Source organism: Kitasatospora sp. NPDC059817, from assembly GCF_042731835.1.
GTDB lineage: Bacteria > Actinomycetota > Actinomycetes > Streptomycetales > Streptomycetaceae > Kitasatospora.
The window spans coordinates 2246-15616 of sequence record NZ_JBHWIR010000177.1; the positions used below are offsets into that span (position 1 = coordinate 2246).

Annotated in this window: 12 protein-coding genes; 9 read left to right on the plus strand and 3 right to left on the minus strand. The window is 73.4% G+C overall.

Annotated elements, in window-relative coordinates:
• The first annotated feature begins 36 nt into the window (after nucleotides 1-36).
• A complete protein-coding gene (locus ACFV61_RS28560; RefSeq protein ID WP_380494693.1) occupies nucleotides 37-801 on the plus strand; it encodes an FAD-dependent oxidoreductase in 765 nt (254 codons plus the stop codon).
• A 261-nt stretch (nucleotides 802-1062) separates the two neighbouring features.
• Here the strand turns inward: ACFV61_RS28560 and ACFV61_RS28565 are convergent, their stop codons facing one another.
• Complete coding sequence (locus ACFV61_RS28565; protein ID WP_380494695.1) at nucleotides 1063-1794, minus strand: SDR family NAD(P)-dependent oxidoreductase; 732 nt, start codon at nucleotides 1792-1794, stop codon at nucleotides 1063-1065.
• Between the two features lie 260 nt (nucleotides 1795-2054).
• Between ACFV61_RS28565 and ACFV61_RS28570 the strand changes: the two genes are divergently transcribed.
• Nucleotides 2055-3071, plus strand: coding sequence for a DUF4190 domain-containing protein (locus ACFV61_RS28570; RefSeq protein ID WP_380494697.1), 1017 nt, complete (start codon nucleotides 2055-2057; stop codon nucleotides 3069-3071).
• 108 nt (nucleotides 3072-3179) lie between these two features.
• Here the strand turns inward: ACFV61_RS28570 and ACFV61_RS28575 are convergent, their stop codons facing one another.
• Together ACFV61_RS28575 and ACFV61_RS28580 are read right to left on the minus strand one after the other, a co-directional pair.
• Complete coding sequence (locus ACFV61_RS28575; RefSeq protein ID WP_380494699.1) at nucleotides 3180-3878, minus strand: hypothetical protein; 699 nt, start codon at nucleotides 3876-3878, stop codon at nucleotides 3180-3182.
• 35 nt (nucleotides 3879-3913) lie between these two features.
• Nucleotides 3914-4588 carry a hypothetical protein gene (locus ACFV61_RS28580; RefSeq protein ID WP_380494701.1) on the minus strand — a complete coding sequence of 225 codons (675 nt, stop codon included), beginning with the start codon at nucleotides 4586-4588 and terminating at the stop codon, nucleotides 3914-3916.
• A 306-nt stretch (nucleotides 4589-4894) separates the two neighbouring features.
• Between ACFV61_RS28580 and ACFV61_RS28585 the strand changes: the two genes are divergently transcribed.
• From ACFV61_RS28585 to ACFV61_RS28615, 7 genes are read left to right on the plus strand one after another with little or no spacing between them, the layout of a single operon-like run.
• A complete protein-coding gene (locus ACFV61_RS28585) occupies nucleotides 4895-5791 on the plus strand; it encodes an alpha/beta fold hydrolase (RefSeq protein ID WP_380494703.1) in 897 nt (298 codons plus the stop codon).
• A gap of 53 nt (nucleotides 5792-5844) precedes the next feature.
• Nucleotides 5845-6810, plus strand: coding sequence for a 3-oxoacyl-ACP synthase III family protein (locus tag ACFV61_RS28590; RefSeq protein ID WP_380494705.1), 966 nt, complete (start codon nucleotides 5845-5847; stop codon nucleotides 6808-6810).
• Nucleotides 6807-8486 carry an AMP-binding protein gene (locus ACFV61_RS28595; RefSeq protein ID WP_380494707.1) on the plus strand — a complete coding sequence of 560 codons (1680 nt, stop codon included), beginning with the start codon at nucleotides 6807-6809 and terminating at the stop codon, nucleotides 8484-8486. The genes ACFV61_RS28590 and ACFV61_RS28595 overlap by 4 nt, the downstream gene beginning before the upstream one ends.
• The gene (locus tag ACFV61_RS28600) at nucleotides 8483-9478 is read left to right on the plus strand and encodes an NAD-dependent epimerase/dehydratase family protein (RefSeq protein WP_380494709.1); all 996 of its coding nucleotides are present in this window, start codon (nucleotides 8483-8485) and stop codon (nucleotides 9476-9478) included. Before ACFV61_RS28595 ends, ACFV61_RS28600 begins: the two co-directional genes overlap by 4 nt.
• 36 nt (nucleotides 9479-9514) lie before the next feature.
• Nucleotides 9515-9787 (plus strand): acyl carrier protein, encoded by a 273-nt coding sequence (locus tag ACFV61_RS28605; protein ID WP_380369315.1) that lies wholly within the window; start codon nucleotides 9515-9517, stop codon nucleotides 9785-9787.
• A complete protein-coding gene (locus ACFV61_RS28610; protein WP_380494711.1) occupies nucleotides 9784-11007 on the plus strand; it encodes a beta-ketoacyl-[acyl-carrier-protein] synthase family protein in 1224 nt (407 codons plus the stop codon). Before ACFV61_RS28605 ends, ACFV61_RS28610 begins: the two co-directional genes overlap by 4 nt.
• A gap of 13 nt (nucleotides 11008-11020) precedes the next feature.
• Nucleotides 11021-13231 (plus strand): MMPL family transporter, encoded by a 2211-nt coding sequence (locus ACFV61_RS28615; RefSeq protein WP_380494713.1) that lies wholly within the window; start codon nucleotides 11021-11023, stop codon nucleotides 13229-13231.
• Nucleotides 13232-13371 lie beyond the last annotated feature (140 nt).

A 13371-nucleotide genomic window follows, 5' to 3' on the forward strand; every position in this document is an offset into this window, starting at 1 on the left:
GGAGAGACCCCCGGTGTCAGAGGGGGGGCTTGGCAGGTGACCCGAGCGGGGGGGGGGGGGGGGCGGGGGCCCCGCCGCGGGCGGGGGCCCCCCCCGCCCCCGGACGGCACCTGCCGGCTGCGCTTCGGTGACGGCACCGCCGAGGACTTCGACCTGGTGGTCGGCGCCGACGGCACCTGGTCGCGCGTCCGCCCGGCCCTGTCGCCCGCCGTACCCCGCTACACCGGTGTCACCTTCGTCGAGACCGGATTCGACCACTGCGACACCCGCCACCCCGACCTCGCGCGGCTGGTCGGCAACGGTTCGATGCTGGTGAAGGGCGTCGGCAGGTCCCTGGTCGCCCAGCGCAACAGCAACGGCCACATCCGCGCCTACATAGCGCTGCGCGTGCCGGAGGACTGGCACACGGCCGCCGGTGTCGACCTCGGCGACAGGCGGGCCGTGCGGACGCACCTGCTGAGGATGTTCGACGGCTGGGACGAGAGCCTGCGCTACGTCCTGCGCAACAGCGACAGCGGGTTCGTCAGCCGGCCCCTGTTCGTCCTGCCCGCCCCGCACACCTGGCAGCACGTTCCCGGCGTCACGCTGCTCGGCGATGCCGCGCACCTGATGCCCCCGGTCGGACTGGGCGCCAATCTCGCCATGCTCGACGGCTCCGACCTCGCCCACGCCCTCGCCACCGAACCCGGCGTCGACGACGCCGTCCGCGCCTACGAGAGCATCATGCTGCCGCGCTCGATCGAGGCCGCGACGGGCAGCGCCCAGGGACTCGACCACCTCGTTCCCTCGACGGCCCCCTGACCCGACTCCACTCGGGCTCTGACTGTCTTCGCTCAGGGACCTGGTGTTCGGGCGCTCGCGGCTGGAGTCGTCCAGGGCGGGTCGAGCGACTGTCGGCTTCCACGGGCTGTCCGGGCTGTCCGGTCCCTTTGGTCGCTTTGGTCGCTGCGTATTTACGCAGGTCAGGGTGGCGACAGGGACTGAAGCGACTGAGGCCGGGGATTGGGTGCACGTTGTCGCCCGGCGCGGAGAGTCCACCGTGGGCGCGGTTTGAACGTGGTGTCAGGCAACGGGTCGTCCGTTGCCGAACAGCTGTCCGGTGGGCCCGTCGGCGCCGAGGGTGGCGGCTCGGACGATGTCGCGGGCGCTTTCGGCGGCAGAGCGGTCGGTTGCGTCGTCGCCGCGTTCGGGGTGGGTGGCGGTGTTGCCGGGGTCGACGGCGTTGACCAGGATCGGGGTGTGCGCCAGGTCCCGGGCGAGCACCGTGGTCAGGGCGTTGAGCATGTACTTGGCCATCGAGTAGGCCGGGGCGCGCAGCGACGCGCCGAGGTCGAGGCCGGTGGCGATCTGCTGGGCGGACAGGCTTGAGACGTTCACGATCCGGGCTGCGGGCGCGGCGGTCAGCAGCGGCAGCATCGCCTGGGTCAGGGCCCACGGGCCGATCACGGTGACTTCCAGTGCGGTGCGCACCGCATCCATGTCGGCCTCCATCGCGGACAGGACCTGGAAGTCGGGCATGGCGCTGGCGTTGTTGACCAGGACGTCGAGGTGGCCGAAGGCCTGGGTGAGGTGGTCGGCCGCTTCGTGCATGCTGACGGGGTCGGACAGGTCCAGGCGCAGGGCGGTGGCCGCGTGCCCGTCCCGGCGCAGTCGGTCGGCCAGCGGCTCTGCCGTGGAGTGGTCGCGGGCGGTGAGGACGACGTGGTGGCCCTGTCCGGCGAGTTCGCGGGCGACGGCGAAGCCGAGTCCGGCCGGGCGGCTGGTCCCGGTGACGAGTGCGGTCCTGGTGGCCATGGCGGGTGTTCCCCTTTCAGGTGGCTTGAACAGCTGCTCGCTTGAGCTTGCACCGCGACGTCGGAGCTGTCACCGGGCACCTGTATGTTGATCACCCGCCGACCCCGTCGGTGTCCCGTCCCGGGGTGTCGACGTGCGGGTCCGGCCTGGGGTGGTGGTCGCTTCGCGGAAATCGGGTCGCTGTCGTCGGGGGATCAGGAGATCCTTTGGCGTCGAGGCTGAACAGCCGCTCATCATCTCAAGTGCCTGAAGGATTTTGCATGACCGTTCCTGCCCCGCCCGACAGCCCGCGGTCCGCCGAGGAGCCGGCCGACACCAACGCATGGGCGGCGCCGAGCCCGGGTCAGGGTCAGGGCGAGGCCACGGCGCCCGCCGCCACCGCTGCCGCACCCCCTGCCGCGGCTCCGAACGTCCCGTACTGGCCGCCGTACGCGTACCCGATGCCGGCGCCGCAGCCCCGCAACGGCCTGGGCACCGCGGCCATGGTGCTCGGGATCGTCGGTGGCGTCCTCAGCCTGGCCGTCATCTTCTTCTGGCTGTCCTGGCTGCCGGCCCTGCTCGCCGTGGTCTTCGGCGCCATCGGGCTGGGCTACGTCCGCAAGGGCCTGGCGACCAACCGGGCGATGGCGCTCGCGGGCGTGATCCTGGGCATCACCGGCCTGCTGGTCTCGGTCGGCGCCGGGGTGTTCGTCGTGACGCGGGTGCAGGCGGCCAGCGAGGAGCGGCGGGCGGAGGAGAACGCCGCGCGTGCTCGCGCCGACGCCGCGACCCGGGCCGACAACGAGCGGGTGGCGAGGGAGCGGGAGCGGATCGAGGCCGAGCGGAGGAGGGTCGAGGCCGAGCAGGAGACGACGGCCGCGGACGAGCGGGCCCGGCGTCTGTCGTTCGGTCAGTCCTACACGTACGGGGACGGGCTGAAGGTCACGATGGCCGCGCCGACGCCGTACGTTCCGAGCGACAGCGTGTCGGGGACGCCCAAGAACGCCAAGGTCATCCAGGTGAGGATTACCGTCGTCAACACCGGGTCGGAGGACGTCTCGCTCAGCGGTTCGGGGCTGCCCACCATCAGGGACGCCAAGGGCAACCTCGTCTTCACGCTGATCGACGGAAGCGGACGGATGAAGATTCTCAAGGGCTCGCTGGCCCCGGGCGAGGAGGCCACCGGTCTGACGGCGTACGCCCTGCCGGGCAGCGCGGGCGACCGGTTCTCCGTCCAGTTCGACTACGGTCTCGGGCGGCTGCGCAAGGACGTCATCTGGTCCGGCTCCCCGAGCTGACCCGGGGTCGCTCCCGCCGGAGATCAGGGTGGGGCGAGGTCTCGGACCCGGATCGTCCGAGGCCGGGGCGCGCCACATGCCGCGCCCCGGCCGGGTATCGAGGGAGCCTCAGAGGTTGAAGCGCATGATCATTCGACTTTCCGGGAGGCTGCTGATGGTCCCGCTGTCGCAGTCCGTGATGTCGGCCCCGGGGTAGAGGGTGCCGGTGACGGTGGCGCCGGGCAGGACGGTGCTTCCGAGGGTCACCGTGCCGTTCAGGCTGTTGGCGATCTGGTTCTTCGAGGGGTCGCCCTCGACGCGTTGCATGCCCGAGGTGTTGATGGTGGAGGTGCCGGCCGGCTTGCCGTTCGCGTCGACCCAGTCGACGACGATGGTGCTGGTGAGCTGGCCGACCTGCTTGCAGGAGAGGGTCGCCGACCCGGTGACGGAGACCGATCCGGCGGACAGGGCGGGGCCGCCGTTCTTCGTCAGGCACTTGTCGATGGCGCCGTCGTTCATGGACAGGTCGACCGCGGCGGGGGTGTCCGTGATCGCCTGGGTGCTGTTGACCGTACCCTCCGCGGAGCACAGGAGCCGGAGCAGGGGGTTGGCCCGGGTTTCGGCGACCCCGTTGGCCCCGTTGGCCCCGTCGGTCACGACCGGCGTGTCGGCGGCCGAGGCGGGGGCGGGCTGCTGGAGGAGCACGGCCGAGGTGGCGGCCAGGGCGGCCAGGGCGAGCGGGACGGCGGCCAGGCGCCACCGGCGGGGCCTGGACGGCGCTGCTTCCCGCGTCGGCACGGGGTCGGAGTCCCAGGAGTACGAGGGCATGGTGTTCCTGTTCTGTGAAGTCGGGCCGCTGAGGGTCAGAGGAGTGCGGAGAACTGGGCGTCGTGCTTCGCGGTGAGGCTGCTCAGGCCGTTGGAGCAGTGGCTGATGTCGCTGGTGGGCTCGAAGGTGGCGAGGACGCCGGCGAGCGGCAGGACCTTGCTGCCGAGGGACACCGTGCCGTTGCTCGAGTTGAGGATGTCCCCGTGCGCGGGGTCGCCTTCGACGTCCTGGTCACCGCTGGTGGTCACGGTGGAGGTTCCGACGACGCTGCCGGTCTGGTTCAGGCCGCTGTACCAGGTGATGGTCTCGGTGCCGCTGAACGTACTGGGGGAGGAACACGAGAGCGTGCCGGTGCCGGCGAAGGTCAACGTCGCCGACAGGACGTTCGTGGGCCCGCCGTTCTCGGCGAAACACTCGTCGAACGTGCCGACCCAGGAGAGGGACACGGTTGCGGGGGTGTTCGTGATCGGCGCGCTGCTGGTGCCGACGGCCTGCCCGGAGCAGGTGAGCTTGGTCAGGAGCGTGTCGCGGTGGCCGGTGGACTCGCTGGCGGCGGCCGGGGTGGGGGCGGCCTGCTGGAAGAGCAGGCCGGCACCGGCGGCTGTGGCGACCAGGGCGAGCGGGACGGTCGCGAGACGCCACCGCCGGACCGAGAGTTTTCTGGTGTGCGGCCCGGACGGTGTGCCTGGGGCGGTGGGTCGAGCTCCCATAATGCTCTCCTTTGTTTAGGTACGAACTGCTGCTGCCAGAATCACCACCAGTGGGGCTCCGTGCGATCCGAGCGGGGCTGGATTCGCCTTTACGGTGCGATATTGATCCGACTGTCGCAGCGCACGGCCGAACTCCTCCAGCGTTGTCTTTTTGCTACTGAAGATCGTGAACAATCTTTACTATCGGGCAGTCGGGGGATACCGGCGCGTGCTTGCCGGGTCTTCCCCCGGCGTCGGGTTACGTTCTGCGGCAGACCTTTTCAGCGCTGGCCCGTCGGGCCGCCCGACGGACAAGGGGAGAACCCCATGCTGCCCAGTCGACCCCTCCTGCCCGGCTTTCCGGGTAGGGAGTACTGGCGGCGCGAGGAGGAATCCGGACTGCACTACGTCGACCACGGATCCGGCGACGTCGTGCTCATGCTGCACGGAAACCCGACGTGGGGATATCTGTGGCGGCGTATTATCGCCGCGCTGGCCGGGGATTTCCGCTGCATCGTGCCGGACCAGTTGGGCATGGGGCTCTCCCAGCGCAGGACCGGTGCCGGTCCGATTCCGCTCGCGGAGCGGCTGGAGCACCTCGACGCGCTGGCGGCCCACCTGATCGAGCAGCGTCGGGCGCCGTCGGCGGGCTGGACCCTGGCGGTACACGACTGGGGAGGGCCGATCGGCCTGGCCTGGGCGAGGCGGCACCCCGGGTTGGTCACGAAGCTGGTCGTGCTGAACAGCGTGGGTTTCCGCTGGCCCGAGGGCTACCGACTGCCGCGATCGCTGGCCCTGCTGCGCGACGTCCGGCCGCTCGGCGAGGCGGCGCACCTGCTGAACGTCTTCCCCCGGGCGGCGCGGCGGGTCGGGGTGGTCCGGCCGCTGCCCGCCGAGGTCCGCTCCGCCTACCTGCGGCCGTACCGCAGCGCGTGGCAGCGCCGCGCGGTGCGGGACTTCCTGCGGCAGATCCCGCGCGCTGGCGAGGACCCCGCCTGGTCCCTGGTCGATCCCGGCGGCGACAGCGCCGACCTCGCCGGGCTGCCGGTGTTCATCGGCTGGGGCCTGCGCGACCCGGTGTTCACCCCGCTCGTCCTACGGGAGTGGCGGCGCAGGCTCCCGCACGCCGAGGTGCACGCCTTCGCCGACGCGGGCCACTTCGTCCTGGAGGACGCCGGCGAGTCCCTGACCGGGCCGCTTCGGCGCTTCCTGTCCACGCGATGACGAACCATCACGGAGAGGTACCCATGCCCTCGCCCCACAGCAGGATCAGTCTCGTGCGGGTCCATGTCCCCGAGGCCCGTCAGAGTTCCCGCGAGATCGAGGAGGAACTGCGCCGGCAGAGCCCAGGGGCCGCGCTGCCGGCGGGACTGTTGGAGCACATGTTCGGGCTGCGCGAGCGGTGCGTGGCCGCGCCGGGGGAGCTGCCCTCGGACCTGGCGGCCCGGGCGGGTGCCGCCGTCCTGCGCGACGCCGGCCTCCCACCCGAGGCGATCGACCTGCTCGTCTACACCGGGATCACCAAGGACCTCGACGAGCCGGCGACCGCGAACGTGGTGGCCGCCAAACTCGGTGTCACGGCACCGGTCTTCGATCTGATGAACGCCTGCAACGGCGTGCTCAGCGCGTTGGAGAGCGTGGACGCGCTGATCAGGCTCGGTTCCTACCGGCGGGTGCTGGTGGTCACCGGGGAGACGCCCAGCCGACTGACCCGCTGGCGCATTCCGGACCGCGGCCGGCTCGCATCGGCGCTGGCCAGTCTCACGCTGGGCGACATGGGGGCGGCCGTGCTGGTGGAGGCGAGCGAACGGCCCGGCATCCTCGGCAGCCGCTTCTTCGCCAACCCGGCCGCGTGGCCGAGTGCGGTACTGCGCAGCCCGTACGCCACCGGCCGGATGCACGAGTTGGAGGTCGACGACGCCGCGTTGACGGCCTCCTTCGCGGAGCTGCGGGAACAGGCCTTCAAGGCCGCGGGCGAACTGGTCGATTCCGTGGCCGACTGTGCGCTGTTCTGCGTCCACCAGCCCTCGGCAGCCATGACCCGCGACCTCTGCTCAAGCGCCGGTATCCCCGCCGAGTCCGTGATCCCCACCTTCCCCCACTACGGCAACGTCGCCACCGCCACCATCCCGCTGCAACTGGCACTCGCGCAGGAGCAGGGCCGGCTGCACGAGGGCGACCTGGTGGGGATCCTCGGCCTGGCCAGCGGCACCAGCCTCGGCGTCATGGCCCTGCGGTGGTGAGCGCGGTCCCCGGGGCCACCCGGGAGCAGGACGCCTGGCCGGAGACGCTCGCCGCCCACCTGGCCGGCTGGGCCGGCCTGCAGCCGGACCGCACCGCCCTCGTCTGGCCCGCTCCGCGCGGCCGTTGGCACACCGTCGACTTCGCGACGCTGGAGGCCGCCTGCCGGGCGCGCATCCGCGAACTGCGCGAGGCGGGCGTCGGCGCCGGGCAGAAGGCCGTGGTGATGGCCCGCGACCCGTACGACCTGGTGACCACCGTGTACGGGCTGCTCGCCCTCGGTGCGGTGCCGGTGCTGATCGACCCGGCGCTGCCCCGTCCGGCGCTGCGGGCCTGTCTGGACGAGACGCGGCCCGAGGTGTTCATCGGCGACCCGCTCGCCCAGCTGGCCCGGCTGCTGCTCGGCTGGGCCCGCCCACACGTCACCGTCTCGCTGTTCACGGGCCGCACGTGGCGCGCGCGCCGGCCGGACCCGGAGCCGGAGCGGTCGGAGCCGTCGTGGCCGAGCCCGCCGCCCGCCGCCTCGCTCGCGCTGATCGCCTTCACCTCCGGCTCCACCGGAGTGCCCAAAGGCGTGGAGTACGAGCACCGGCAACTGGCCGCCCAGGTCCGCTCGATCGCCGGGCTGCTGGGGCTGGGCCCGGGGGAGGTACTGCTCGCCGGGTTCCTGCCCTTCGCCCTGTTCGGGCCCGCCACGGGCGCCACCACCGTCGTGCCGGCCGTGAACCACCTCAGACCGGCCCGCACCCGGGGCGCCGACCTGGCGCGTGCCGTCACCGAACACTTCGCCTCGGTGGTGTGCGCCTCCCCGGCGGTGCTGCGGGCCCTGGCCGGGGAGTGCGAGCACGGCCGTGTGTCGCTCGCCCCGGTGCGGCTGGCCTGTTCCTTCGGTGCCCCGCCGTCCGAACGGCTGGTGCGTACGCTGCGCCGGGCGCTGCCGGAGGACGCGACGTTGCTCAGCGCGTACGGCGCCACCGAGTGCCTGCCGGTCAGCGTGATCGACAGCACCGAACTGGCCGCCGCGCACGCGGAACCGCTGCACGCCCACCGCGGGGTCTGCCTGGGCCGCCCGGTGCCCGGCATCACGGCCCACGTCCTGGTGCCGGTCGGCCCCGTGTCGTACAACCGGCCTGTGCCGCAAGGGGGTTACGGGGAGATCACGGTCGGTGGCCCGCAGGTCAGCCTGGCCTACCATGCCCGCCCGGGAGCGAACGCGGCCGCCAAGGTCGGCTCCGGCGAGGACGTGCTGCACCGCACCGGCGATCTCGGCTGGCTCGACGGGAGCGGCCGGCTGTGGTTCCTCGGGCGCTCCGCGCACCGGGTGCACGGAGCCGGGTTCGTGCTCGACACCGCGGTGGTCGAGCGGATCACCGACGCGGTGCCCGGCATCGGCCGCACCGCGCTGATCGGCCTCGGGCCCGCGGGCCGTCAACGGCCGGTGCTCTGCGTGGAGTTGGCGCCCTCGGCGGCCAACTCCGCGACGGCCGTCCTCCAGGGGCTTCGGCACGCCCTGTCGGCGGTGCCGGGCGGCCACCGGATCGCCACCGTCCTGCTCCACCGCCGGCTGCCCACCGACCCGAGGCACAACTCGCGCGTCGACCGCGACCGCCTCGCCCGCTGGGCCCGCCGCCGGCTGCGCCGACGACGCCCGGGCGGCGTGCCGGGAGGCGGGCGATGAGGGTCCTGGTCACTGGGGGCAGCGGCTTCCTCGGTCTGGAGCTGTGCCGCCGCCTCACCGGGCGCGGCGACGCGGCGGTCTCGCTGAACCGCCGCTGGAGTCCGGAGCTGGAGCGGCTCGGGGTCCGTCAGCACCTGGGCGACATCGCCGACCCGGATACGGCCCGGCGAGCCCTCGCCGGGTGCGAGGCGGTGATCCACAACGCGGCCCTGGCCGGGGTCCGGGGGCCCGAGCAGCCGTACCGCGCGGTCAACGTCGACGGCACCCGGCACGTCCTGACCGCCTGCCGCGCCCTCGGCATCCGCCAACTGGTCTATACCTCCACCGCGAGCGTGGCCTTCACCCCCGAGGGCGTCACGGGAGCGGACGAGTCCCTGCCCGGGCCCCGGCGCCACTCGGCCGCCTACCCCCGCACCAAAGCCGAGGCCGAGGCGGCCGTCCTCGCCGCCAACGGCCCGGACCTGGCCACCACGGTGCTGCGCCCCCATCTGATCTGGGGGCCCGGCGACCCGCACTTCCTGCCCGCCCTGCTGCGGGCGACCGAAGGCGGGCGACTGCTGATGCCGGGCCGCGGCACCAACCTCGTCGACACCTGCCACCTCGCCACCGCGGCCCACGCCCACCTGCTCGCGCTGGACCGGCTGCGACCGGGCCACCCGGCGGCCGGGCAGGCCTACTTCATCGCCCAGGGCGAACCGCGGTCCCTGCGCGAGGTGGTGACCAGGCTCCTGGCCACGGCCGGACGCCACGCGAGCTGGCGCCCGGTGCCCTACCCCGTCGCCCTGGCCGCCGCCGTCCTGGCCGACGCCACCACGACGGTGCTCCGCCGCCACACCGACCACGGCCTCAGCCGATTCCTGCTCCACCAGCTCACCCGGCCGCACTGGTTCGACCTCACGTCGGCCCGGCGCGACCTCGGCTTCGAGCCGCCCACCACGTTCGACCAGGCCATGGCCGAGCTGACCCGTCACCACCGCACCACCGGCGGCTGAGCCCGCCCCCTCACACTCCGGAAAGGAACCACCGCTATGGACACGACGCTCTCCGTGGACGACGTCTGCGACACCGCCCAGACCCTGCTCGTCGAGCGGTTCGGCGTATCCGCCGACGCCGTCAGCCCCGACGCCACCTTCGAGGAGATGGACGTCGACTCGCTCGCGCTGGCCGAGTTCGCCTTCGTGCTCCAGGACGAGTTCGGCATCCTGATCAGCCAGGAGGACGCCGACCGGCAGAGCACGCTCATCGACGTCGCCCGGATCGTCCAGGCCCGGCTCGGCGACGCGACCGAACCCGTCGCGTGAACCGCCCCGAGATCGCCGTCACCGGCCTGGGGCTGGTCACCCCGGCCGGGTTCGGCACCGAGGAGACCTGGCAGCGGGTCTGCGCCGGCACGCCCACCGCGTCACCGGACCCGGACCTCGACGCCGCCCCGGTGGCGTTCTCCTGCCGCATCCCCGCCATGGACCTGGACACGGCGGTCGGGCGCAAGAAGGCCTGGCGGATCGGACGGTTCAGCAAGCTCGCGCTGCTCGCGGCCCGGGAGGCCGTCCAGAACGCGGGACTGGACACCGGCGGGTGGGACGGCGCCCGGGTCGCCGTCGTGCTCGGGGTGGGCTTCGGCGGCGCGCCGCACTGGGAGGACCAACTGCGCCGACTCCACCAGCGCGGGCCGGCCCACGTCTCGCCGACGGTGATTCCGATGGTCATCGGCAACATGGCCGTCGGCGAGGTGGCCCAGGAGTTCGGCGCGCGCGGCCCCACGCTCGCCTGCGCCACCGCCTGCGCCTCCGGTGCCACGGCGCTGACCATCGCCCACGACCTGCTGGTCGCCGGGTCCTGCGACATCGTCCTGGCCGGTGGCGCCGAAGCCGCCCTCAGCCCGCTGGTGGCGACCGGGTTCCACCGGATGGGCAGCCTGTCGACACGCGGGCACGACGTGCCGGGCGCCTCCCGGCCGTTCGCCGCCGACCGGGACGGCTTCGTCCTGGCCGAGGGAGCCGCCGTGCTCGTCCTGGAGCGCGCCGCGGACGCGAGGGCGCGCGGTGCCCGGGTGCGCGCCGTGCTCGCCGGACACGGCGCCAGCAACGACGCCCACCACCCGACCGCGCCGCCCCAGGGCGCCGCCGGTGTGGAACAGGCGCTGCGCACGGCGCTGCGCAGTGCGGGCCTGGGCGCCGGCGACATCGGCCACGTCAACGCCCACGGCACCTCCACCCCACTCAACGACGCCGCCGAAGCCGGCCTGATCGCCCGCGCCCTGCCGCACCAGCCCAGCGTCACCGCCCCCAAGGGCGTGCTCGGCCACAGCCTCGGCGCGGCCGGCGCGATCGAGGCGGCGCTCACCGTGCTGACCATCGAGCGCGGGCTGGTACCGCCGGTCGCCAACCTCACCCCCGACATCGCCGAGTTCGACATCGACTGCGTCACCGGGACGGCGCGCCGGCAGCGCATCGACGCGGCGCTCAGCCACTCCTTCGGCTTCGGAGGCCACAATGTCGTCCTCGCCCTGCGCCGGGACTGACCCCCGGACGGGCGTGGTCCGAGCCGCCCCGGCGCCGCCCGACGGCACCGGGGCCCGGCTCGGCGCACTCGTCGCCCGCCACCGCTGGGCGGTGCTGTGGACCACCGCCCTGCTACTGGCCGTCGCCGCGGTCGTCGGGGCCGGGCTGCCCGCGCGGCTGTCCCACGGTGGCTTCACCAACCCCGGGGCCGAGTCCGGCCGGGCGATCGAAGCCATCGAACACCACTACAACGCGGGCGGGACCAGCACGATCGTGGTCTTCCGCAGCGAGACCCTCACCGTGGACGACCTGGAGTTCGGCGAAGCCGTGCGCACCGCGCTCGCCGAGGTGCCCAGATCCGTGCTGACGGGTGCCCAGCACTACTGGAACACCGGCAAGCGGGAACTCCTCTCCGACGACGGGCACGCGGCCTGCGTGGTCGTCGGACTGGCCGGCACCGGCGACCAGGCCAAGACCGCCTCCTACGAGCGGCTGCGCCGGCTGCTGCACGCCGACGGACTCACCGTCTCCTACGCCGGGCAGGTACCGCTCCAGGCCGACCTGGACCGCACCGTCGACGACGACCTCACCCGGGCCGAACTCTACGTCTTCCCCCTGCTGTTCCTGCTGCTGCTGCTCTTCTTCGGCAGCCTCGCCGCGGCCCTGCTGCCGCTGGCCGTGGCCGGCGCGAGCCTCACGCTGTCCTTCGCGGTGCTGCGCGTGCTCGCCCCACTGGTGCCGGTCAGCTACGTCACCCGCAACGTCGTCGTCATGATCGCTCTCGGGCTGTCCGTCGACTACGCCCTGTTCGTCGTCGTCCGCTTCCGGCGCGAGCTGCGCCACCGGGGCGACCCGCACCGGGCCGTGGCCGCCACCATGGCCACCGCCGGGCACACCGTGCTCTACTCCGCGACGGCCATCTCGCTCGCCGTCCTGGGCCTGACCCTGCTTCCGTTCCCCATCACCCGCTCCCTCGGCATCGGTGCCGCCGTCACCGTCGCGCTGGCCGGCGCCGTCAGCCTCACCATGCTGCCCGCCGTACTGGCCGTGCTCGGCCCGGGCGTCGAGGCCGGGTGCGTCCGGCTGCCGGGCTTCGGGCGGGCCGGTCTCGGACGTGCCTGGGCGGAGGGCGAGGAGACGGGGTTCTGGTACCGGCTGGGCCGGAGCGCCGTCACGCACCCGTGGGCCTGGCTCACCGCCGCCGTCACGGTGATCGCCGTGCTGAGCGTCCCGGTCGTCGGCCTGCACCTCGCGGCGAGCGACCAGCGGACCCTGCCCGCCGGGGCGGCCAGCCGCAGAGCACAGGAGCAGCTGCACGAGGACTTCCCGGCGGCCGCGCTCGACCAACTCCAGGTCGTCGCCCACCTGCGGGACGACATCGGCGGCCAGCCGGGCAAGGCCGCACTGGCCCGCTGGCAGCAGCGGCTCGCCGGACTGCCGGGCGCCCAGGACGTCCGGCTGCGTGTCAGCACCGCGCACAGCGCCATACTGACCGTCAGCACCGACGCGGCTCCGGACACTCCCGCCGCCGGGCAACTGGTGCGCGCCGTGCGGGCGCTCGACCCGCCCGACGGCGGCAGCGTCCTGGTCGGCGGACCGGCCGCGGCCAACGTCGACGTCCTGGACACCCTGAAGGCCAGGCTCCCGGCACTGGTCGGGTACCTGCTGGTGGTCACGCTCGGCCTGCTCTTCCTGGCGTTCCGGTCGCTGTTGGTCCCGCTCAAGGCGGTCATCACCACGACGATGTCCCTCGGCATCGCCTTCGCGGCCGTCACCTGGACCGTCCAGGACGGCCACGGCGCCCGGCTGCTGGGCCTTCAACCCACCGGGTACGTCGGCGGGTTGGAGGCCGCCATCATGCTGATGTTCGTCTTCGCGCTCTCCGTCGACTACGAACTCTTCCTGATCGCGCAGATCCGCGAGCTCCACCGCGGCGGCATGGACAACGCGAGCGCCGTGGTGACCGGCCTCGGGCGCACCGGCGGGCTGATCTCGGCCGCGGCGGCCCTGATCGTGCTGGTCGCCGCGGCCTTCGCGACCAGCCCCGTCGTCACCGTGAAGGAGATCGCCCTCGGTGTCCTGGTGGCCGTGGCCGTCGACGCCACCGTGGTGCGCATGCTGCTGGTCCCCGCCACCATGCGCCTGCTCGGTGAACTCAACTGGTGGACACCGCGCTTGCGGCGGCCGGCGGCGCCCAGCGGGCCTCGTCCCGGGCCGTTGCCGGGCCTGGAAGCGGTGGAGTGAGCGCGCGAGTGGGTTCCGAGCGGGCCCGGCGCTCGGAGGCGTGCGGAGCGGGCTCGGAGCACCGGGGGGGGGGGGCGCGGGGGGCGCGCCCGCGCCACCCCGCCCGCGCGCGCTGGGGGGGGGGCGGGGCGGGGGGAGGG